Annotated in this window: 18 protein-coding genes; 13 read left to right on the forward strand and 5 right to left on the reverse strand. The window is 34.2% G+C overall.

Annotation, left to right across the window (positions count from 1 at the left end; genetic code table 11):
* The first annotated feature begins 18 nt into the window (after window positions 1–18).
* Window positions 19–2,250: a DNA gyrase subunit A gene (locus tag ACYQ1N_RS03985; RefSeq protein WP_459833023.1), complete on the forward strand. Its 2,232-nt coding sequence runs from the start codon at window positions 19–21 to the stop codon at window positions 2,248–2,250.
* A 227-nt stretch (window positions 2,251–2,477) separates the two neighbouring features.
* Here the strand turns inward: ACYQ1N_RS03985 and argH are convergent, their stop codons facing one another.
* Both argH and ACYQ1N_RS03995 read right to left on the reverse strand, forming a co-directional pair.
* Window positions 2,478–3,851, reverse strand: coding sequence for an argininosuccinate lyase (gene argH, locus ACYQ1N_RS03990; protein WP_459833026.1), 1,374 nt, complete (start codon window positions 3,849–3,851; stop codon window positions 2,478–2,480).
* A gap of 118 nt (window positions 3,852–3,969) precedes the next feature.
* Window positions 3,970–6,606, reverse strand: coding sequence for a YfhO family protein (locus ACYQ1N_RS03995; RefSeq protein WP_459833028.1), 2,637 nt, complete (start codon window positions 6,604–6,606; stop codon window positions 3,970–3,972).
* A gap of 254 nt (window positions 6,607–6,860) precedes the next feature.
* Between ACYQ1N_RS03995 and ACYQ1N_RS04000 the strand changes: the two genes are divergently transcribed.
* The 7 genes from ACYQ1N_RS04000 to rsfS all read left to right on the forward strand — a co-directional run bounded on the left by ACYQ1N_RS04000 (window position 6,861) and on the right by rsfS (window position 14,312).
* Window positions 6,861–7,511, forward strand: a complete 651-nt coding sequence (locus ACYQ1N_RS04000) for a helix-hairpin-helix domain-containing protein (protein ID WP_459833031.1) — start codon at window positions 6,861–6,863, stop codon at window positions 7,509–7,511.
* Window positions 7,512–7,530: 19 nt separating this feature from the next.
* The gene (locus tag ACYQ1N_RS04005) at window positions 7,531–8,220 is read left to right on the forward strand and encodes a response regulator transcription factor (RefSeq protein ID WP_459833034.1); all 690 of its coding nucleotides are present in this window, start codon (window positions 7,531–7,533) and stop codon (window positions 8,218–8,220) included.
* On the forward strand, window positions 8,213–9,697 hold the full coding sequence (locus ACYQ1N_RS04010) for a sensor histidine kinase (RefSeq protein ID WP_459833036.1): 1,485 nt from the start codon (window positions 8,213–8,215) through the stop codon (window positions 9,695–9,697). Before ACYQ1N_RS04005 ends, ACYQ1N_RS04010 begins: the two co-directional genes overlap by 8 nt.
* A 5-nt stretch (window positions 9,698–9,702) precedes the next feature.
* Window positions 9,703–10,644 (forward strand): GerMN domain-containing protein, encoded by a 942-nt coding sequence (locus ACYQ1N_RS04015; RefSeq protein WP_459833039.1) that lies wholly within the window; start codon window positions 9,703–9,705, stop codon window positions 10,642–10,644.
* 20 nt (window positions 10,645–10,664) lie between these two features.
* Window positions 10,665–13,028 (forward strand): DNA internalization-related competence protein ComEC/Rec2, encoded by a 2,364-nt coding sequence (locus ACYQ1N_RS04020; protein ID WP_459833042.1) that lies wholly within the window; start codon window positions 10,665–10,667, stop codon window positions 13,026–13,028.
* A 211-nt stretch (window positions 13,029–13,239) separates the two neighbouring features.
* A complete protein-coding gene (yqeK, locus tag ACYQ1N_RS04025) occupies window positions 13,240–13,830 on the forward strand; it encodes a bis(5'-nucleosyl)-tetraphosphatase (symmetrical) YqeK (RefSeq protein WP_459833045.1) in 591 nt (196 codons plus the stop codon).
* Window positions 13,831–13,907: 77 nt separating this feature from the next.
* The gene (gene rsfS / locus ACYQ1N_RS04030; protein WP_459833048.1) at window positions 13,908–14,312 is read left to right on the forward strand and encodes a ribosome silencing factor; all 405 of its coding nucleotides are present in this window, start codon (window positions 13,908–13,910) and stop codon (window positions 14,310–14,312) included.
* A 237-nt stretch (window positions 14,313–14,549) separates the two neighbouring features.
* Here rsfS and lexA read toward each other — a convergent pair whose 3' ends face one another.
* Entirely contained in the window at window positions 14,550–15,179 is a 630-nt protein-coding gene (lexA, locus tag ACYQ1N_RS04035) for a transcriptional repressor LexA (RefSeq protein WP_459833050.1), read from the reverse strand.
* Between the two features lie 271 nt (window positions 15,180–15,450).
* Between lexA and ACYQ1N_RS04040 the strand changes: the two genes are divergently transcribed.
* The 5 genes from ACYQ1N_RS04040 to ACYQ1N_RS04060 all read left to right on the forward strand — a co-directional run bounded on the left by ACYQ1N_RS04040 (window position 15,451) and on the right by ACYQ1N_RS04060 (window position 20,318).
* Window positions 15,451–16,020 carry a LysM peptidoglycan-binding domain-containing protein gene (locus ACYQ1N_RS04040; protein WP_459833053.1) on the forward strand — a complete coding sequence of 190 codons (570 nt, stop codon included), beginning with the start codon at window positions 15,451–15,453 and terminating at the stop codon, window positions 16,018–16,020.
* A 595-nt stretch (window positions 16,021–16,615) separates the two neighbouring features.
* On the forward strand, window positions 16,616–17,671 hold the full coding sequence (locus ACYQ1N_RS04045; RefSeq protein WP_459833056.1) for a tyrosine-type recombinase/integrase: 1,056 nt from the start codon (window positions 16,616–16,618) through the stop codon (window positions 17,669–17,671).
* 65 nt (window positions 17,672–17,736) lie between these two features.
* Entirely contained in the window at window positions 17,737–18,303 is a 567-nt protein-coding gene (locus ACYQ1N_RS04050) for a manganese efflux pump MntP (RefSeq protein ID WP_459833058.1), read from the forward strand.
* A gap of 249 nt (window positions 18,304–18,552) precedes the next feature.
* Window positions 18,553–18,759 (forward strand): hypothetical protein, encoded by a 207-nt coding sequence (locus ACYQ1N_RS04055; protein ID WP_459833060.1) that lies wholly within the window; start codon window positions 18,553–18,555, stop codon window positions 18,757–18,759.
* A 155-nt stretch (window positions 18,760–18,914) separates the two neighbouring features.
* On the forward strand, window positions 18,915–20,318 hold the full coding sequence (locus ACYQ1N_RS04060) for a sodium-dependent transporter (RefSeq protein ID WP_459833063.1): 1,404 nt from the start codon (window positions 18,915–18,917) through the stop codon (window positions 20,316–20,318).
* Window positions 20,319–20,426: 108 nt separating this feature from the next.
* Here ACYQ1N_RS04060 and ACYQ1N_RS04065 read toward each other — a convergent pair whose 3' ends face one another.
* Both ACYQ1N_RS04065 and ACYQ1N_RS04070 read right to left on the reverse strand, forming a co-directional pair.
* Window positions 20,427–20,837: a peptide deformylase gene (locus tag ACYQ1N_RS04065; RefSeq protein WP_459833066.1), complete on the reverse strand. Its 411-nt coding sequence runs from the start codon at window positions 20,835–20,837 to the stop codon at window positions 20,427–20,429.
* A 23-nt stretch (window positions 20,838–20,860) separates the two neighbouring features.
* Window positions 20,861–22,600 carry a DEAD/DEAH box helicase gene (locus ACYQ1N_RS04070; RefSeq protein ID WP_459833068.1) on the reverse strand — a complete coding sequence of 580 codons (1,740 nt, stop codon included), beginning with the start codon at window positions 22,598–22,600 and terminating at the stop codon, window positions 20,861–20,863.
* Window position 22,601 lies beyond the last annotated feature (1 nt).

The raw sequence follows: 22,601 nt of genomic DNA on the forward strand, positions 1-22,601 counted from the left end.
ACACAATAGGAGAGAACTATGTCTGAAAAAATTATTAAAACCGAATATTCTGATGTTATGCAAAAATCATATATAGATTATTCCATGAGTGTTATTACTGCCAGAGCATTGCCTGATATAAGAGACGGGCTCAAACCTGTTCAAAGAAGAGTTCTTTATGCCATGGATCAGCTGGGTTTAAACTTTGATAAACCTCACAGAAAATCCGCACGTATAGTAGGCGATGCCATGGGTAAGTATCATCCTCACGGCGACAGTTCGATTTATGAAACCCTTGTTGTTCTCAGTCAGGATTTTAAAAAGGGAATGGCGCTGGTTGACGGTCACGGTAATTTCGGATCCATTGAGGGAGACGGAGCTGCCGCAATGAGATATACGGAAGCTAAGCTTAAAAAATTTACAAAGGATGTTTTTTTAACGGATCTCGATAAAAACGTAATTGATTTTATCCCTAATTTTGACGGTACCGAAAGCGAACCGGAAGTTCTACCCGTAAGAGTACCTAATATACTTGTAAACGGTGCCGACGGAATAGCAGTAGGTATGGCTACCAACATTCCGACTCATAATCTTAATGAAGTAATTGATGCGATTATTTATTATTTTGACAATACAATCATTAAAAACGGCACCGTATCTCTCTCGGACATATTAAATATCCTGCAAGGTCCTGATTTTCCCACAGGAGGCATAGTAATTAACAAATCGGATTTATATGATATTTATAATTCCGGAACCGGCAAAATACGACTGCGCGGTAAAATACAATTTGAAAAGGGAAAGGGAAGAGAAAAAGACAGGCTTGTCATTACCGAGATTCCATATACCATGATCGGTAATAATATTACCAAGTTCATGTCCGATGTGGCACTTCTTATTGACAGTAAGCAGGCAAATGAGATTACGGATATTTCAAACGAATCTTCAAAAGACGGTATAAGAATAGTTTTGGAACTTAAAAAAAATGCTGATACAGACTATCTTACAAACCTCCTTTACAAAAAGACAAAGCTTGAAGATACATTCGGCGTAAATATGCTCGCTACTGTAAACGGAAGACCGGAAACCCTTTCATTGATCGATATTTTTAAACATTTTACTGATTTTCAGATTGATATTAATAAAAGAAAATATTCAACTCTTCTCGAGAAAGAACTCATCAATAAAGAAATAAAAGAAGGATTGATTAAAGCAGTAGACTGTATAGATTTAATTATTGAAATTCTGCGAGGTTCAAAAAAACTTGATGATGCCAAACAATGCTTAATATACGGAAAAGTCGATAACATTAATTTTAAATCCGAAGAGTCAAAGGAAAATGCCAAGACGCTTTTATTTACCGAGAAACAGGCGGATGCGATCCTCTCAATGAGATTGTACAGACTTATAGGATTGGAACTTGAGCAGCTGCATAAAGAATATAATAAATGTCTTAAGGATATAGCATCATATGAGAAAATTCTTTCAAGTACAAAGGAAATAATAAAAGTTATAAAAAAAGATCTGGAGCACATAAAGAAAGATTACGGATATGAAAGAAAAACCGTAATAACGGATGCAAAAGAAGCGATAGTGCCTGAAAGAGAAATTCCTACGGTCCGCATGAACTTTTTAATGGACAGACTGGGATATGTAAGAATGATAGACGGAACTGTATATGATAAAAATGCCGATACGGTAATTTCGGAAAATAAATTCGTATACAGCTGTCTTAATACGGATACATTATTGATATTTACGGATAAAGGTAATTTACACAAAGTATCGGTAAGTGATATTCCTTTTACAAAGCTTAAGGAAAAAGGCGTTCCGATTGACAATATATCCAAACTTGTCACTGCAGAAGAAAATGTGGTTTATATAACAACAGACAGAGAACTTGAAAACGACGGCAACGGTCTTTTATTGTTTATTACATCAAACGGCTTAGGAAAAAAAGTTGAAAAATCCGAATTCTCGGTTACAAAAAAATTGACGGCATCCACAAAACTTAATCCGGGTGATCGTATTATAAGTATTATTGATATCGGAAAAAACAATATGTCGGATACGGATACAAGAACGGTAACCCTTAAGGGAAGCAACAAAAAGAGGATTAATTTTTATTTATCTGACATTCCGGTAAATAAAAAGGGTGCGGCAGGCGTAATATGCGTAAAATTAAATGACAGCAGTTCAGTAACCGAAGCTGAAGTAAAAGAGCCTGATGCCAGATTAAAAATCATAAAAAGAGGCGGATATATGTCATAATAAACATTTAAGAACATATATTTTTGACTTTATAATTTCAAATGTCACTTAAATCCCGAATATTATTTAACAGGCGAACAGCCTGATGTAATATGTAATATATAGATATACAAAAAGGAAGTGCGATATGCCGAATTATTAAGTAATTAAACCTGCTTATAACGGCGATTCCGTACTTCCTTTTTTGTTTTTTATATTTATAATTTTAATATTATTCCGTATTTAAATTATTCGGATAAATACTTTTCGTATTCATTGATGGCTTCACGCATTCTTTCCGGTCCCGGAGCACCCTTTGTAAGCCTTGCGTCGACGCATGTCTCAAGGCTTATTGCGTCATAAATATCCCCGTCAAATATCTCGGAAAACTCTTTAAATTCATCAAGAGTAAGATCCGAAAGAGATATGTTACGATCAAGGCAATACAAAACCATCTCACCGATAACTCGATGAGCATCTCTGAACGGCATGCCGTGTTTTACAAGATAATCCGCTGCATCCGTGGCATTTGTAAATCCTTTCATGGCACTGTCCTTCATTCTGTTTTCATTAAATTTCATGGTTACTATCATTCCCGTAAATAAAATGATGGAATTATTAACGGTATCAATAGCATCAAAGGATAATTCTTTATCTTCCTGCATATCTTTATTGTATGCAAGAGGCAGTCCCTTCATAACGGTCAGCAGGGAAACCAAAGCTCCGTATACTCTGCCTGTCTTTCCGCGAACAAGTTCCGCAATATCGGGATTCTTCTTCTGAGGCATAATGGAGCTTCCCGTAGAATATGCGTCATCAATTTCCGTAAAACCGTATTCGTTTGAATTCCAAATACATATTTCTTCGGACAATCTGCTTAAGTGCATCATTATAATCGAAAGATCCGATAAGTATTCAATCAGATAATCTCTGTCGGATACCGAATCCAAGCTGTTTCTTGTAGGGGCCGTAAAGCCTAAAAGTTTAGCTGTCTGATCTCTGTCAAGAGGATATGTTGTTCCGGCAAGAGCGCCTGCGCCGAGAGGACAATAGTTCATTCTCTTATAATTGTCTTCAAGCCTGCCTCTGTCTCTTACAAACATTTCAAAATATGCTCCCAGGTGATGTGCAAGCGTTATCGGCTGAGCTTTCTGCAAATGTGTAAATCCGGGCATAAAAGTATTGATATTTTCCTTCATTACTTTTAAAAGTGCTTCCAAAAACTCTTTAAGCAAAAGATTGGTATGTTCTATCATTGAGCGAATATATAATCTCATATCAAGAGCAACCTGATCGTTTCTGGAGCGACCCGTATGGAGTTTTTTCCCGACATCGCCGATTCTTGTAATGAGATTAGCTTCCACAAATGTATGTATATCTTCATACTCATTGTCTATAACCAGATTTCCGTCTTCAATATCTCTTAAAATATTCTTAAGTTCGGAAACAATAAGCTCGGATTCCTCTTTCGGAATAATATTGCAATCACCAAGCATGGCAGCATGAGCAATACTTCCCTCTATATCCTGTTTATAAAGTCTTTTATCAAAACCGATAGAAGCATTAAAGTCATTTACAAGTTTATCTGTTTCTTTTGTAAATCGTCCACCCCAGAGTTTCATATATGTCCTCCAAATTTTAAATATACTGTTCGTACAAATAACAAAGCCATAAGAATAAAATCTTATCTTATGGCTTTATAATATAATCATCTTATAATAACATATCAAAACGATATATTCACTTTTTATTTTTATATTTAATAATCATTATAGCTGCGAGCAATGATACACATGATAACGAAACAGTTAAACCAAGATATAAACCTTTCGGCTTATATTCCATAAATATATGATGTTTTCCGTCCGATATATCCGCGCCTGTTAATGAACCCATTACCTCATAAGTGTCGGTTTTTACTCCGTCCACATAAAGCGTCCAGCCCGGATCATAAGGAAATGTAAATAAAACGCTTCCTCCGGAAGAATCAATGTCGCCTTCAATTGATGTATCGGTATATCGCGAAAGTGTAACGGAGTTGTTGTTCAGTTTTTTTATTCCGTCTGAGAGATTGTTTTCATCCATTACATATATTTCGGCATTCATTTCTTTTTCAGAGTCAATATCTATGGATTCTCCTTTTTTAAGATATCCGATATCAACGATGTGATTATGCTTATTTAAATCAGAAAATGTTTTTGAATATACATCACTTTCCTTTGTAATAGTAATATCTTCCGGTGCATTTCCTGATAATTCCATATAATAGTGTCCGGATCGTTCTGCGGTAACGGTTTTTAATCTTTCATAATCTATTGTATCTGTTTTTGTAAATAAATCCCCGATACCGGTCATCTTTTTAAAAATGTCATTTTGATATAATAATGCACCTGAGATTGTTGTTCTTGACACAAAACTCTCTTTTGCAAGGGCAGCAGGAATTGAGTAACCTATAGGTAAGACACTGTTTAACTTATATATTGTATAATTTTCATTCTCTTCATATTTACTCATGAACGGATCGCTGTAATCTGAATATCTGCTTGAAACATATTGAACCCCGAAAAAGGCATATGCAAATAACGTGGCTCCCAGTCCGTTATATGAATTAACGGACGATTTCATTCCCATATTTTTATATAAAAGCGAAAGGCCCTTTGGAGATGAAGAAGAAAATATACTCATTGAGTGGTAGGAATACCAGTTTCCGTCATTGTTGGTTCTCGGCTCCTGTTGTTCAAGCCTGAAAAATTCATTATTATTGTCGGTAGAAATGCGTGAAACAGTTTCAGCCATTTTTTCGTCGTTTTTTATATATCCGCCGTATGATAGCGTCGGAAGTCCGGTAATTCCCATATTTAAAGCACATTCCGTTACCATTGTCCCGGAAATTACAAATGTAAACCATGCCTTCATTGACAATCTTCGTTTTCTTTTAACTCCCAAAGAAGATTTATCGGATTCTTGGGACAGAATATATTTATCCCAGAGCAATAAGCAATAGTATATCCATATTAATATAATTGTACCTATTATGCTCCATCTGCCGTATATATAGTTATTATCGTCAACAAGAGTTGTATCTCCGGCATACATAAAGTACACATATGCAAGAAATGCGTTGGATATCGAAGCGCTTATTATAATATGTGTAATACTTATTCCTCTTCTGTGTTTTATTGTCATATACATTACAGTCAGCATAAAGAATATATACATAAATGACTGTCTTGCCGGAAGAGAGTTCGGAAAATGCATACCATGCCATATATAATCCGGAATATTAGTCATGAAGCTAAACAGAAATACGGCAAGTAAAGCTCCGTATACAATTCTGGTTTTTAACTTTATTTCTTTATTCATGGCAAACAACGGTATCAAAACAAATACAAATGCTCCGCAATATATATTCGGATAATGCTTTGTCCACATATATGTATCGAGATTTGATATATGTCTTGAAAACATAAGGCCGAAATCAAAATAAAATCTTAATGTATTAGGAAAATCACTGTCAGACGAAGCCGATAACTTAAAAGCATAATATTCCGGTATTAGCAATATGCATGCAATTCCCACGGCAATCATTCCGTAAATAATAAATTTTGCCGTTCTTGATAAATAAAACTTTAATTTATTCTCCTTTGGATCTGCCAATATGAGCAATACAATAAAATATATAACCAGTGTGACGATAAGTATTATGGCAATATAGTAATTAAATAATACACTTAACGATAAAGTGATACAGAACATAAAAGGCTTATTCTTATTTACCAGCCTTTCCAATCCGAGAATTACAAGGGGCGCAACGGCAATACAGTCAAGCCACATAACATTCCATTTATATGCCGCCATGTAACCGGACAGAGCATAAAACACGGCCAAAAAAGCAGTAAATGAACTTTTCGTATTAAAATGTTTTGACAAATATACTGTCATTGTAAGTGATGCCATTGAACACTTCGCAACAATAATCCAATCCAAAACAACCGGTATCATATTATGCGGAAACAATGCAACAATCCAGTTGACGGGACTTGATAAATAATAGGCGTATTCCGCCAAAAAATTGCTTCCCAGACCGTTGTTCCACGTATAAAATATACTTCCGCCGTTTCTTATTTTGTACCATAGTTCCGAATAAAACGGAGTATATTGATGATACATGTCGGACGGCATATATAATCTGTTTCCGAAAGGCGCAACGCCTCTGATAATAAATAAGACCACAAATATAAGAATTGGAATGAGGACTGCCAATATATATCTGATATTACCGGTCAATATAAATTCATTTGTATCTTTTATAAATATGTTCCGAAAAAAAAGCCTGAATTTACTTTTTTTCTTTATGTATGTATTTGTATTATTCATAATCATCTCCATATATACTGTATCGGTTAAGTGTAGCATATTATAACCAACTCATAAAACTAAATAAAATTAAACCAAAAGGTGTTTGTATTTGATTACGATAAAATATTATATAATCCCATATATTTTTAATATAAAGCAGACGATATTTTACATATGTATTTTTAATGTTTTACCTTGTAAATACCTTTTATCTCGGATATTATTAAGACAGTATGCGATAGGAGATCCTTAATCTGATTAAGGAGCATAACTTGAAAAAGAATGTTTTTAAAAGATATAAATATACAAAAAACATAATTATTTTTTCATTTGTTTTTATTTGCGGAATCGTATCTTTAATATTTTTTCAAAGTAATAAAAATTCTTCGGATGATTTCACCGTTTCGGAGTCTTCCGCCGCAAATAAAGACAATAACAGGGAAAATGAATTTAATACCGATACATCCGCTGTCGAAAAATTAGTTGTATATGTGTGCGGAAGGGTTCGTACGCCCGGAGTATATGAGTTGAAATACGGGGACAGAGTAATAGATGCCGTAAATATGGCAGGAGGAACTCTCGAAGATGCCGATTTAACAAGCATTAATATGGCGGAACCTGTTGAAGATTCATCTAAGATAGAGATCTATTCCATGGGAAATACCGCAAATGATAATTCGGGGGAAAATAATACGGAATCAGATAAGGCGGATTCATCTTCGGACAACTCCGGTAAAATCAACATTAACAAGGCTGATTTGACATCTCTTATGTCTCTTCCGGGTATAGGAGAGGCAAGAGCAGGTTCCATTATTGCATATCGCAGGGAGCACGGCAGTTTTAAAACCATAGAAGATATTATGAACGTATCGGGAATAAAAGAATCGGCATTTTCCAAAATAAAGGATTTAATTAAAGTTTAAGTTGTTATTGAGGTGATTTATGGCTACAAAGGTTTTAGCTGTTGATGATGAAAAAATTATTATCAAAGGACTGAAGTTTAGTCTTGAAAGAGACGGCTTTGATGTTGTATGTGCATACGACGCCGACGAGGCGCTTGCGCTTGCGGAGAGTGAAAAGCCCGACATTATATTACTCGATGTCATGCTCCCCGGACTCAGCGGATATGAGGTTTGTGAACGAATAAGAGAGTATTCCGACGTACCGATAATTATGCTTTCGGCCAAAGGTGAAGATATGGATAAGATAATGGGGCTTGAATACGGTGCGGATGATTATATTACAAAGCCTTATAATATACTTGAGGTAAAGGCACGTATAAAAGCCGTTCTCAGACGAAGGGGATCTAACGATAAAAAGGAAAATTCTTCCAACGAAATTGTTTACGGCCTTTTCCGTCTTAATCTAGACAGCAGAACTCTTTATATAGACGGCAGAGATGCGGATCTTACGGTTATCGAATTCAACCTTCTTGAAGCTATGGCAAAACAGCCCAATAAAGTGTTTTCAAGACAGGATTTGTTAAAAATCGTAAGAGGGGAAGTAGATAAAGCTGACGCAAGATCCATTGATGTACATATAAGAAGATTAAGAGAGAAGATTGAAGAAAATCCAAGCAGTCCTAAATATGTTCATACAAAATGGGGAGTAGGTTATTATTTCCATGCCTGATAAATCATATTCCAATAACGATAAGAAAAGCTTTTCCGTTAAAATAAAAAATGTATTTAACAGTATTTTCTTTAAAACGGCTGCCATGTTTGTTGCTTTTTGTATAATACCCATTAATATTTTTAATTATTTTAACGGATATTATTATCAATCGGTCATCATTAATTCGGAGTTGACCGACAACATGCTTAAAAGTAATGTTGTAGCCGACAGAATAAGCAAGGTCGGTTCCTACAGTGAAGCGGAATCCCTCGGAATTGTGAATTCAATGTCTGATTTTGCAAGGTTAAACAATATCCGACTCCGTATTATCGATGATAATTTTTCCGTAATAATGGATTCATATTCTCTCGATAACGGTAAAACGATTTCCAAGTCGATTATATATAAGGCTTACGGCTCCGGAGAAGCCGCCAACATTTACAATAAAAATACCCGAAGCGTTGAAAGTGCTTCTCCTATTTTTGACAGCAATAATAAAATTATCGGCGTTGCTCTTGTAAGCTCAGATATTTCGGATATAGACGAAATGTTTCTCTATGAGAAAGAGCGGTTCCAGATTATATCAGTATCAATTTCATTTATATTGATTCTTATTATTATTCTCTACGTATATATAATAAGAAGAAAATATGTACAACTTGATAAATCAATAAGTTCAATAGCCGACGGAAATACTGAAATAAGACTTCAGGAAAATTCCGGTTCATTTGAATATAAGGCAACAGCCGCATCTTTCAACAGGATTATGTATAATTCCGCGGAGGTTGACAAGGCACTGAATGCATTTGTTTCTAATGCATCACATGAATTAAAAACACCTATGACATCCATGAAGCTTATTGCCGACTCTCTTCTTCAGGAGGAAGATGTTCCCGCAGATATCTACAAAGACTTCTTAAAAGATATTGCTTCCGAAATTGACAGGGAAAAAGAAATAATAGATGACCTTCTTATGCTCACAAGAATGGATAATTCCGTTTCCTCATTAAATATTTCGCTTGTAAATATTAATACTCTCGTAGAAGTAATGTTAAAGAAGCTTACTCCGATTGCTGACGAAAAAAACATTGAGATAGTTTATGAGAGTATGAGAAACATTGAAGCGGAAGTAGATGATATTAAGCTTACTCAGGTTGTCACAAACCTTGTTGAGAATGCTATAAAATACAATGTGCCAGGCGGAAAAGTCATTGTTACGTTAAACGCCGATATCGATTCCTTTTTCCTGCGAATTCAGGATACGGGTATCGGTATTCCTGAAGAACATCAAAAGCATATTTTCCAGCGTTTCTACAGGGTGGATAAAGCAAGATCGAGAGAAACCGGCGGTACCGGATTGGGATTGTCCATTGTTGATTCCATAGTATCCGGTCACGGAGGACAAATTAAAGTCGTAAGTAAACCGGCAGCGGACGGAGAAAAGTTCGGAGAAACGGTATTTACCATAAAAATCCCGTTAAAACACAAGAAATAAGCATTATGAAAAAAATATTAAACATGAATTTTTTAAAAAAACATGCCGTCAGGTCATTCGGTATAATAACGGCGCTGCTTACTGTAGGCATGAGTGCGTGTTCTCCGGCAACATCCAATGATAATACCGGAAATTATAATGTATATTATACGGACGGGGAAGGATTCAAGCTGACAAGTAAAGAATACCATATGCAGAAAGAAGATATTATAGACTCTGCCAATGAGCTGATATCAGAAATGAATAACAGTAAGGCCTCGGATAACGCCATCCCAATAAAACCGGCATATGTTGACATTCTTCAGGTAAATTACAACAACGACAATCAGGAATTACAAATTACATTCTCAGACAGTTATCTGAAAATGAGTAATATTACCGAAGCATTATACAGAACGGCAATGGTTAAAACTCTTTCTCAGATTCCAAATGTCTCATATATTTCATTCTACATCGGAGACAATCCCATTGTTCTTTCCGGTGGCTCGGTCTTAAACAATATGACCGCTTCTCAATATGTAACAACAGACAGTGATAAAATATACGAATACAGTCATATAACGGCAACATTGTACTTTGCCGACAAATACTCCAACAAATTGGTGCGTTACAGTGACGATATAGCATATACACAGGAAAAATCCTTGGAGGAATTAGTCGTTAACAGATTAATTAAAGGAACTGACAACAGCGAATTAAGAAATACCATTCCGGCAGAGGCAAAGCTTCTCGGTATATCCAAAAACGGAAATACATGCTTTGTAGCCATGGAAAATCTGTTTAGTAACGAACTTGAAACTCCTAAGGATTTAACCATATATTCAATAGTCAATTCCCTCTGTGAACTTAAGGGAACCGATAAAGTTCGTTTTATTATTTTGGGAAATGACCCTGTTAATGACATTAATTACATTGACTTTACATATAACAGCGCAATAGTTAAATAATTTATTTAGGAGCAATATAATTGAAACGACCTCTTATTTTCGTTGCAATTATAGCGGTAATAATAGCTGCCGTACGCTGTATTTATTTTACGGACGGTTCGGCAGCTTTTAAACTTACGGAACAAAACAGAGATTTAAAAGCAATAACCTGCGGAGAAATATATAAGAAAACCGATTATGAATCTGTTACGTCATTATATTTAAAGAACTGTAAAATAAAATATAATGATAATGATTATATTTCCGGTAATATTTCCGCCACAATAAAAAAAGAAGCGGCATCGGATTTACAAACAGGTGATGTTATAGAAGGCGAATCCGTCATAAATATTCCCGAAAAAAGCAGAAACGACGGCGGGTTTGACGAAAATATGTATTTATTCTCCAACGGTATTGAATTAAAATCTAAGATTACATCTGTAAATAATGTCTGTAAATCAAATATTCCAATCTTTATTTTCTCTGATTATATCTATAATCTGTTATCACAATCATATACAAATATTTCTCCCGACCATTCAGACATTTTAAATACAGTTATTCTGGGAAACAGGGCAGAACTGAATAATCATACAAAACAAATATACCGGAATGCCGGAATATCACATTTGCTTTCAATAAGCGGTCTTCATATTTCCCTTATAGGTATGCTGATGTTTAATGTATTAAAAAAACTGAATATAAACATGTTTTTAAATACTATAATCTCGGCAATTTTTATTTTCATATATATAATTATAAGCGGAAGCAGTATTTCATCCGTGCGTTCCGCTGTTATGTTCTGTATATTTCTTGTCTCCGTTCTGCTTGGAAGACGATATTGTATAATATCCGCTCTCAGCGTTCAAATTATTATTTCTTTGGCGATATCGCCTTATCTTTTATTTAATCAGAGCTTTTTATTAAGTTATACCGCCGTAATTGCAATATTTATCGGAAATAAACTGACAAAACATTTAATTAATAATATTTCAAATGATTTCTTTTTCATAAAAAACTTTCTGAAGGGCATATTCATTTCTTCATTTGTAACCATATGGCTTTTGCCTCTTCAAATATATTTTTTTTATCAGATACCTCTATACGCCATTCTTGTAAATATAGCGGCAATCCCCCTTGCGGGTATTCTTATACCGATATCTCTAATCGCCGGTATTACCGGTTGTATATATGAACCTCTCGGAATATTTTTTATCGGAACATCGGATATGATATTAAATATTTATGACACAATATGCAATTTTTTCCTGTCAATTCCTTTTTCTGTAATAATTGTAGGGCATATTGATATTTTAACGGTAATATTAATGTACGTTATTATTTTTTGTTTATCGTTATATATTTACGCAAATATACAGTCTCGCTTTAAGAAGAATTACATAAACAGGTTGAGTAATGTAACAAAAATATACGTTAATGCAGATGAGTACAAAGAATTTCTAAACGATTACAGCTTTGTCATAAATAACAAAGTATTTTTATTCACTACGCTGTCTCTTATTTTATTAGTCTTTGTTAAACAAGGAATAATAAATCAAATAACAACAAAAACAAAGATTAGTGTACTGGATATAGGGCAAGGGGACAATACCGTCATATCAACGGAATCCGGGCTGCATTTCATGTTTGACTGCGGAAGTTCGAATATCAAAAATGTATATCACAATATAACAGAAAAATATCTGTTATATAACAATATAAAAAAACTTGACGCTGTATTTGTAAGTCACTCCGACTCAGACCATGTAAACGGAATTATTGAAATGCTTGACGGAATATATAACCGTACAACATTTATAAAGGTGAAAAATCTTATTATGCCTGATATAACGGAAGCGCATAAAGATGAAAATTATAAGAAATTAGTTGAATCCGCATATAAAAACAATATAAATATCTCATATGTGTCAAAAGGAGAAAAATTCAGCGGAGAGGACTATTCAATAGACATGTTATGGCCTATGGATAATATCGGAAACAAGGCATATTCGGAAGGAGGAAATACGGATAAAAGCAATTATCTCAGTTCCGTATGCAGCGTCAAATTAAAAAGCGGCAGTGACGTGTTATCAATTATGATGACGGGAGATGCGACGGTTGAAACGGAAAGTAAAATAATAAAACATTCAGAAAAAACAGATATACTGAAAGTAGGGCACCACGGTTCCAAATATTCTTCAGGTGAAAAATTTTTAAAGAAAATTAATCCGATGTATTCCGTTATTTCATGTTCGGCTGATAACAGGTATAACCACCCGAATCCCGAAACAATAGAAAGACTTAAAGCAATTAACTCTGATATATGTTTAACAATGTTGGGCGGTCAGATAGATATTTATAAAAAAGACGGGAAAATAAAAACAGATGAACATTTACGTAATTAACATTTTTAATTATCGATTTTTAATATATGTTTTTTAATCGTATTTTACTTTTTATCCATGCCTTAAAAGAAATTAATCCGTAAGCCGTCTGTTTGCGCATTTATTTATATAGAGAAATTACCCGTTAAATAGTATAATTATTTTCACATGTTGATAATATGATTAATAATAATGTTGATAATAAAATTACAATTTAATACGGAGATCGAATATGAATAATCACTTTAATAAGGAGATATATGCCAAAATAAATGATTTATTTTGGAACGATAAAAAAAGGCTGGCACATGTTATAGCGGTGGCGGACCTTTCATTCGCACTTGCGGCAAGATACGGTGTAAACCTTGATGATGCATATATTGCCGGATTATTGCATGACTGTGCCAAAAATTACTCATGGAAAGAATTAATTTCAATTTCCGAATCCAACAATATACCGATTACGGAGAGTGAATACAAAAGTCCGTATCTTCTGCATGCAAAAGTAGGAGCATTATTTGCAAAAGAAAAATATAATATAGATAATGACGATATTTGTGAAGCAATCGAATGCCATACAACCGGTAAAGTTCAAATGAGCAGACTGTCCGAAATATTATTTATAGCAGATTATCTTGAGCCGAACAGAAAACATTCGGAATTGCTTGATGAATTAAGGTATTTAGCATTTAAAGACATTGAAATGACAATGTATATAATATTAAGAGAATCTTTAAATCATTTAAAAAGTAAGCATTTGCCTATTGATCCCATGACGGAAGATACCTTTTCTTATTACGAAAGAATCATAGAAAGCAGATAATAATATAATTGATTATAATAATTGATTATAATAATTAATTATAAAAATCATGAATTTAATACGGGGAGAAACGTGAAATGACAGACAGAGACAAAACAATAACAGAAAACCTTAAAATTATCGTTAAAGCAATGGAGGATAAAAAGGCATATAACATACAAATTCTTGATATTAAAGATATAAGTCCTATTGCAGATTATTTTGTAATATGCTCCGGTTCAAACATAAGACAAACACAAACCATTGCAGATGAAGTTGATGAAAAAATGTCCGAATATAATATACATGCAACTAAAATTGACGATACGGATCTGTTCGGAAATCCGTTAAAAGAAGGATATGATACCGGAAAATGGATCCTTCTTGATTATAACGGAATAGTAGTCCATATTTTTTCAGAAGATGAACGGGATTACTATAATTTAGATAAAATATGGTCAGATGCAAAAACAGTTGACCTTAATAAACTTAAAGAGATGTAAAAACCATATATAAATAAAAAGCCGTATATATCATGTCAGATAAACCTGACATGATATATACGGCTTTTCTTCATTATAATATTATAATAACGATAATAACGATAACGAATAACAAATTAAGAATATAACGGGGAATGTAAAAACAAGTCTTTTTATTCAATAATATTTATTGTTACTCATTATAATGATATATCATCATAATATATCATTACGACATCGTTTTATAATATTATTTTATCAATGTATATCAAATCTGAACAAACCGACAACTTTTCCGAGTATGGTGCAATTATCTACAATGATAGGTTCCATATCCTTATTCTCAGGTTGAAGTCTGACGTGATCCTTCTCTTTAAAAAATCTTTTAACGGTTGCCGAATCATCCACCAATGCAACAACGATGTCTCCGTTATTTGCAACATTTGTCTGTTCAACAATAATTTTATCACCGTTAAGCATTCCGATGTCTGTCATGCTGTCACCCTTAACTTTAAGAATAAACGTCTGTTTATTAGACAAATATTCCGTCGGTATCGGAAAATATCCCGTTGTATTCTCAACCGCCAGCATTGGCATTCCTGCGGCCACTTCACCCAATTCAGGTATAAATGACATTTCTTTTCTTACTTCGTTAAAATCGTCATCTACAATCTCAATACTTCTTGATTTAGCCTTATCTCTTTTGATATATCCGTTTTTTTCCAATTTTTCAAGATGAGAGTGCACCGATGAAGTTGAACGAAGATTAACCGCAGAACAGATATCTCTTACAGACGGCGGAAAACCCTTCTGAACTATCTGTTCTTTAATATAATCTAAAATTTCCTGCTGTTTTTCGGTAATTTCTCCGTATTCATATCCCGACATAAGCTACATCCTCCGTAGATTCGACCCAATAAATAATTTATCACAATATGCAAAGATTATAATAATCGCAGCATTTAAACAACCATATAAACAATATTTTTACAATGATACCATGAATTTAATATGCAATACAACCGTTTTAAGAAAAAATGTTCCAAAAAAATGTTCGCAAATATATTGACAAAAATTTGTTCGCGAAATATAATTTCTAAAAACAGTTGTTCTGAACAAATATTCTTTTTGGCTGCATAATTAAAAAAGGAGTGATATTATGGGGAAAATAGTTGTATTTGATTATAATACGGACGGATACAGGTTTAATGCACAGGATTATCGTAATATCAATAATATGCCGGGCAACAATGGACCGGCTGTTCAATTTGCATATGAACCGTCAGACCGTACCGATTGCAACAGACATGTGAAAAAAAGTATATATTCATTAAACAGAAAATATTTAATGATCGGTGTATCCGTTATAATTTCTTCTATTATAGCCTGCATAATTATTATGAATTCATATATGCACATGACGTCAAAAACATCAAACCATGATTATATGAATACAGATAATATACAAACATCAAATATGATAAATAATAATTATTCAGGCAGAACCTTGGCCGATAACAATATCAAAGGTATTGTGACCGGTTATGGCGATATATATTATTCAAGTATAGTTATTAATAAAGGAGATACATTGACAGGTATTGCCAAAAAATATAAAGCTCCGCATGAAACCGTTAATGAATATATAAATAATATAATTCGATTAAACAATATGAAAAATGATACAATATATTCCGGAACAAAAATAATATATTATTACTACAGGTGAAGAATTATTGAATTAAGCAAAAAATATATAACAAATACATAAAAAGACTTTCGCAATACACTCGAAGGTCTTTTTTATGTATTTGTTATTTACACATATAAATAATAACTCACAATACTTATGCAGACTGTATAAGTATTAAGTATTAATATTATTAATATAAGTTTATTAAGCCCGGCATGCGGCACAAAAACTTAACATATAAATTAATCAAACATGCATCCATACGGGGTTTAATCACAATTATATACTGTAATAAAAAGTAAGTGCATTATATTTGCATTAATTATATTGTTTTTTTGTTATCTATTCGTTAAACTGTAATTTAGCGAATAGATATATATACCACCCTTATATCTTTAATTTCCGTATTATACTGCTGCTTTTTTAAAATCCTGCCGCAGATAATATCTTCTTTTTATATAATAATTATTTATCGAATATATTATTATATATTATGTAATTGATATTGTACGTATGTTGGAATATACTCTTTGTTGCATTATATATCACATACGGACGGTGTCATCGACAAATAATCTGTCATAAACAGTCTGATAAATATACATGTACTTAACTTATGGAGGTAAATGCTATGGCAGGTTCCACATATTCAAAACAGGAAGAAGCAAAATATACGCTTAAACTCAATAAAATGCTTGATTCAATGCCAAGATTTCTTGTTGAATATTTTAACAGTCTTGAATTTACCAAACAGCCGAGAACTAAAATTGCATATGCATATGATTTAGATACTTTCTTTGACTTTTTGGTTCAAAATAACAGAAGTCCTCTTAAAGGTATGGATAAAGCATTCTTAAGACTTTCCGACCTTGATAAGGTAAACAGCGAAGATATTTCCGATTTTTTAAGATACTGCAAGGCATACAATAATAACGGAAAAATTGTCACTAATTCCGACAGCGCGATAAAAAGAAAACTGTGTTCCGTAAGAGGTATGTATAAGTACTTCTATAGAATGGATAAGATAAAAAACAATCCTTCAACTCAGGTTGATATGCCCGTTATTCATGAGCATAATATTATCCGATTAGAGGCAAATGAAGTTGCCGAACTTTTGGATAATGTTGAATCCGGAGCAAAATTGTCAAAGCACCAGGCAAAAGTCCAAAAAAAACTTGCCGTAAGAGATCTTGCACTCCTCACTCTTCTGCTCGGAACCGGAATCCGTGTATCGGAATGTGTCGGACTGGACATCTCCGATGTCGATTTTGACAATGACAGAATAAGAATTATAAGAAAAGGCGGCGCCGAAAGTTTTGTATATTTCGGTAATGAAGTTCGTGAAGCGCTTATCGATTACGCCAATGAAAGAAAAGATAAAATCCCTTTAAAAGGTCATGAAAACGCGTTTTTTCTGTCATTGCAAAACAAAAGGCTCGGAGTAAGATCCATTGAACTGTTAGTCAAAAAATATGCATCCACCGTTACAAACATAAAAAAAATAACCCCCCATAAATTAAGAAGTACTTACGGAACAAACCTGTATCAGGAGAGCCGTGATGTTTATCTGGTTGCCGATGTGCTTGGACATAAAGACGTTAATACAACGAGACGACACTATGCAGATATGGCAGAGGAAAATAAAAGAAAAGCTCGAAATATTGTAAGATTAAGAAAAGAAGAGTAAATTGCGATTCCGACGCTTAAATTATGATATATAATATTTATTACATTTTAATTAGGTAGGTTAACATGAGTTTTGTTGAATTAATTATTATTGCCGTCGGTCTTGCAATGGATGCCTTTGCAATATCCGTTTGTAAGGGCTTGTCATTCGGTAAATTAAAACCTAAGCATTTTCTTATTGTAGGTGCTTATTTCGGATCGTTTCAGTTCGGAATGACAGTCGCCGGATATTTTATCGGAGAAAGATTTTCTTCCTTCATTGAATCCTTCGATCATTGGATTGTGTTCGGATTATTAATGCTTATCGGTATTAACATGATCAGGGAAGCTCTTGATAAAAACAATAACGATATAAACGATAAACTTGATGCAAAAACAATGATTCTGCTTGCAATTGCCTCCAGCATAGATGCTCTAGGTGTCGGAGTTTCATTTGCATTCATACATGTCGATATATTCTATTCTTCATCAATTATAGGAATAACGGCCTTTGTTCTTTCCGTTATAGGCGTAAAAATAGGAAACATATTCGGTGTTAAATACAAAAGAAAGGCTGAACTGGCAGGAGGAATTGTTCTATGTCTTATGGGACTTAAAGTTCTGTTAAATCATTTCGGTCTGCTTCCGTTTTGATTTAAAACCGAGGAATAAGAAATAATAAAAACCGTCTAAACTGCCTGCCTATGGCAATTTGGATGGTTTTTTATTTATTAACATTATCGTAATTGTCAAATATACCGCATAAGCAACTCTCTTTCGCCCTTTTTACCGGTGGATTTTGGTTCTATATATAATATATTTTCTGATACCTACCATAGTTACATTTATTAAGGTATAATTAAAAAAATATTATAAATTTATATCGAAAAAGGAGTTTATGTTATGAGTGAACATGATTGCAATATCGAAAAGTTATGTGTGCTGATTGACAGACACAAATTCGTAAGCTTCAATGACTTCTTATTCTATCTCAAACAGGTTAAAGATAAAGATGTTGTTGAATTCGCCAAGAAAAATCAAGACTCTTTCAAAAGTTATATTGATAAGATTAATAAGGTTGATGATGATACTTACGAATTCTTTATGTAATATTTTAGGTAATATTATTTAAGAAAATAATATATTATCCCTTTAACTTTTATAAAATCAATCAATATATTGTAATCGTAAATTATTTATGATATTTTTATGTACAGTATATAAAATATTAAGAAAGGAGAACAGATACATATCTGTGATTTGAAATGTCAGAAAAAAAATCAAGAAGTTCATTTTCTGGCTCAATCGGATTTGTACTTGCAGCCGCAGGTAGTGCCGTAGGTCTTGGTAATATCTGGAGATTCCCATATCTCGCAGCAAAAGACGGTGGCGGATTATTCATTATTATTTATCTGATACTCTCTGTTACATTTGGTTTTACGCTCATAATAACGGAAGTTGCAATCGGACGAAAAACAAAAAAAGGTCCTTTATCCGCTTATAAAGCTCTTAATAAGAAAAGCGGATTTATAGGTTTTTTTGCCACCATCGTTCCAATGATGATTTTGCCTTACTACTGTGCCATCGGCGGTTGGGTAATAAAATACTTTATAGGTTTCCTCACCGGTCAGGGTGTAAGCATGGCTGATGACGGATACTTTACCGGATTTATTACAAGTACGGCTGAGCCGCTTATCTTCATGTTCATATTCCTGGGAATATGTGCAATTGTTATTTTACGTGGAGTTGTAAAGGGAATTGAAAATCTGTCTAAATTCCTTATGCCTATTTTGCTTGTACTCGTTGTAGTTATAGCAATCTTCTCTCTCACTATTACACATACCGACGCTGACGGAACAACAAGAACAGGTCTTGAAGGTTTAAAAATATTGTTTATACCTGACTTTACAGGTGTTACCGTAGGTTCATTCTTCTCTGTTCTGGTTGATGCCATGGGACAGTTATTCTACAGCTTATCCATTGCCATGGGTATCATGGTTGCATACGGATCATATGTTAAGGATAACGAAAACATCTCAAAAGCGGTTAATCGTATAGAGATTTTTGATACTGCCGTTGCCATTCTTGCAGGTGTAATGATTATACCTGCAGTATACAGTTTCATGGGATCTGAAGGTCTCAGTGCTTCCGGTCCGGGACTTATGTTTGTTTACCTTCCTAAGATATTTGCTGCCATGGGTGTTTGGGGCAATATAATCGGAACCATCTTCTTTGCAATGGTTCTTTTTGCGGCAATCACAAGTGCCATATCCATTCTTGAAGCCGTAGTATCCAGCTTTATGGATGAATTCCATATTTCAAGAAAGAAGGCTACTATTATTGAAACAGTTATTGCTGCCGTTGTCGGTGCAATTGTTTGTCTCGGATACAATGTTATGTACTTTGAGGCTCCGCTTCCTAACGGTTCTACAGGTCAGATATTAGACATTCTCGACTACGTAAGTAATAATATTCTTATGCCTATTGTTGCGATTGCAACCTGTATCCTTATAGGATGGGTTCTCGGACCGAAAACCATTATCGGCGAAGTTGAAAAAGGCGGAGTACAAATGGGAAGAAGTAAACTTTATGTTGTAATGATTAAGTTTATTGCCCCTGCTCTCCTGGCTGTTCTCTTCTTAAAAGCCATAGGACTTATACTTATTTAATAATTATTTAAAGTAATTCTTTAATAATAATTCATATAACAGAAAAAGGACACAAGCAATAATGTTTGTGTCCTTTTTATATTATATTTCGTAAACCGGTGTTAATGTTTAAATTATTATACCGTGCAAATGATCTATTTCATGCTGTATAATCTGTGCCGTCCAATCTTCATATGTGCCGGAATGATTCTTAAAATCACGATCCTGATATTCGACCGTAATTCTTTTGTATCGTACACATGGTCTTATCCCCGTCAACGAAAGACATCCTTCCTCTGTCGCATACGGCTCCTCTCTTTTAACTATAACCGGATTAAACATTACAATAGGTATCAATCCCATACTTACAATAATTATGTTTTTATTCTCACCTATCATGTTAGCGGCCATACCCACACACTCGTCTCTGTGTACCGAAAGTGTGTCGATCAAATCATCTGCTATGTATTTATCCGAAACATTTGCCGGAATCGATTTTAATTTAAGAAAATTAATATCTTTTATTATCGGTCTTATCATATCGAATATATTTAAATAAGGAATTAATCCTCATACTTTCTTCTTCCGCCTCTTCCCGAATTATTTCCGGAAGATCTTCTGCTGTCACGACTGCCTGAACGTAAATTATTCTTCTTTTTGGTATTGGAAATTTCCGTATTAACTCTTCTTCCGTTCATCATAATTCCGTTAAGCGCAACAAAAACATCGTCAACCTTAGAGTTATCTATCTCGATAAATGAGAACTTCTCCATAATATCAATGTCATAAATTTCATCATCGGAAATATTTGCATCGTTTAAAAGTTTTCTCATCGTATTAACATTAACTCTGTCCAAACGGCCGACATTAATGAACATTCTTGTAGCATTAGGATTGCCTGACTTTGAATTGCCGCGTCTTCTGTCTCCCGAGAAATTCTCTTCTATCTCTTTAAGATCTCCCGTGTCGGAATCTCTTGCAAGGAATGCTGCGGCAATATTGAGAATCGTATAGGACTCTTCTGTATTCTCAATAAAATCGAGAATAGCCTGTTCATATGTGTCCAGCTTCTGATGACTTAAAATATCAAGAATACCGTTTAAAGTCTGCTGTATACGGACATTTGTAATCTCTGCAACATTCGGTACGGTCATGAGCTTGATTTTTGCTTTTGTATATCTCATGATTTCATGAAGTCTGTACATTTCTCTTCGGCTTACAAGCGAATATGATACACCTTCCCTGTTGGCTCTTCCTGTTCTTCCTATTCTGTGAACATAATATTCCATATCATCCGGAAGATCATAGTTGAATACAACATCTATATCTTTGATGTCAATGCCTCTTGCGGCTACATCGGTCGCAATCAGAGTTTCTATATTGCCGTTTTTAAACTCTCTCATGACTCTGTCACGCTGCGACTGCTTCATGTCTCCGTGCAGTCCCATTGCATTGTAACCGCGAACCGTAAGGTCATGGGCAAGCTCGTCTACTTTTTTCTTTGTATTACAGAATACCATTGAAAGTTTAAAATCATTAACATCAATAAGTCTTGCCAGTACATCCGTTTTATTATCGGGAGAAACCTCAAGATAGTACTGTTTTACGGAAGATACGGTAACTTCGCTCTTGGTTGTCTTAATCTTAACCGGATCCTTAAGATATTTCTTTGTGATATCGAGAATTTCCCTTGACATGGTTGCGGAAAAAAGTACCGTCTGTCTTTCTTCAGGAACAGACTGTAAAATCTCGTCAATATCCTCTCTGAATCCCATGTCAAGCATTTCATCTGCTTCGTCAAGAACAAGAGTTTTGAGATGATCTAATTTTATGGTCTTTCTTCTCATATGATCCATAAGACGACCCGGAGTGGCCACGATTATCTGCGGTTTTCTTTTAAGAGCGAGAATCTGTCTGTCAATATTCTGACCTCCGTATACAACCGCAATTCTTATTGACTTCTTGTATTTTGTAAGTCTTATAAGCTCATTTGCAATCTGAAGCGCCAACTCTCTCGTAGGTGCGAGAATAAGTGAAGTAACATTTCTCTCGGATGTATCGGTATTTTCAACAACCGGTATACCGAATGAACATGTTTTTCCTGTTCCGGTAGGAGCCTGAGCCACAATATCATTACCCGCTATCATTGCCGGAATACTTTGGCTCTGAATTGCAGTCATCTCAACGAATTCCATATCGTTAAGAGCCTTTTTTAATTCTTTGGACAGGTCGAGATTTTCAAATAAATTTACGTTTGCCTCTTCCTGAACTTCATTAGTCTCTGTGTTTTCCATATTATCCATT

This window comes from Howardella ureilytica (genome assembly GCF_054657495.1).

What these genes read in the sequence shown, in the direction of transcription:
- ACYQ1N_RS03985 (WP_459833023.1), top strand. Translation starts at nt 19, where the DNA reads ATGTCTGAAAAAATTATTAAAACCGAATATTCTGATGTTATGCAAAAA.
- argH (WP_459833026.1), bottom strand. Translation starts at nt 3,851, where the DNA reads ATGAAACTCTGGGGTGGACGATTTACAAAAGAAACAGATAAACTTGTA.
- ACYQ1N_RS03995 (WP_459833028.1), bottom strand. Translation starts at nt 6,606, where the DNA reads ATGAATAATACAAATACATACATAAAGAAAAAAAGTAAATTCAGGCTT.
- ACYQ1N_RS04005 (WP_459833034.1), top strand. Translation starts at nt 7,531, where the DNA reads ATGGCTACAAAGGTTTTAGCTGTTGATGATGAAAAAATTATTATCAAA.
- ACYQ1N_RS04010 (WP_459833036.1), top strand. Translation starts at nt 8,213, where the DNA reads ATGCCTGATAAATCATATTCCAATAACGATAAGAAAAGCTTTTCCGTT.
- ACYQ1N_RS04015 (WP_459833039.1), top strand. Translation starts at nt 9,703, where the DNA reads ATGAAAAAAATATTAAACATGAATTTTTTAAAAAAACATGCCGTCAGG.
- yqeK (WP_459833045.1), top strand. Translation starts at nt 13,240, where the DNA reads ATGAATAATCACTTTAATAAGGAGATATATGCCAAAATAAATGATTTA.
- rsfS (WP_459833048.1), top strand. Translation starts at nt 13,908, where the DNA reads ATGACAGACAGAGACAAAACAATAACAGAAAACCTTAAAATTATCGTT.
- lexA (WP_459833050.1), bottom strand. Translation starts at nt 15,179, where the DNA reads ATGTCGGGATATGAATACGGAGAAATTACCGAAAAACAGCAGGAAATT.
- ACYQ1N_RS04040 (WP_459833053.1), top strand. Translation starts at nt 15,451, where the DNA reads ATGGGGAAAATAGTTGTATTTGATTATAATACGGACGGATACAGGTTT.
- ACYQ1N_RS04045 (WP_459833056.1), top strand. Translation starts at nt 16,616, where the DNA reads ATGGCAGGTTCCACATATTCAAAACAGGAAGAAGCAAAATATACGCTT.
- ACYQ1N_RS04050 (WP_459833058.1), top strand. Translation starts at nt 17,737, where the DNA reads ATGAGTTTTGTTGAATTAATTATTATTGCCGTCGGTCTTGCAATGGAT.
- ACYQ1N_RS04055 (WP_459833060.1), top strand. Translation starts at nt 18,553, where the DNA reads ATGAGTGAACATGATTGCAATATCGAAAAGTTATGTGTGCTGATTGAC.
- ACYQ1N_RS04060 (WP_459833063.1), top strand. Translation starts at nt 18,915, where the DNA reads ATGTCAGAAAAAAAATCAAGAAGTTCATTTTCTGGCTCAATCGGATTT.
- ACYQ1N_RS04065 (WP_459833066.1), bottom strand. Translation starts at nt 20,837, where the DNA reads ATGATAAGACCGATAATAAAAGATATTAATTTTCTTAAATTAAAATCG.
- ACYQ1N_RS04070 (WP_459833068.1), bottom strand. Translation starts at nt 22,600, where the DNA reads ATGGATAATATGGAAAACACAGAGACTAATGAAGTTCAGGAAGAGGCA.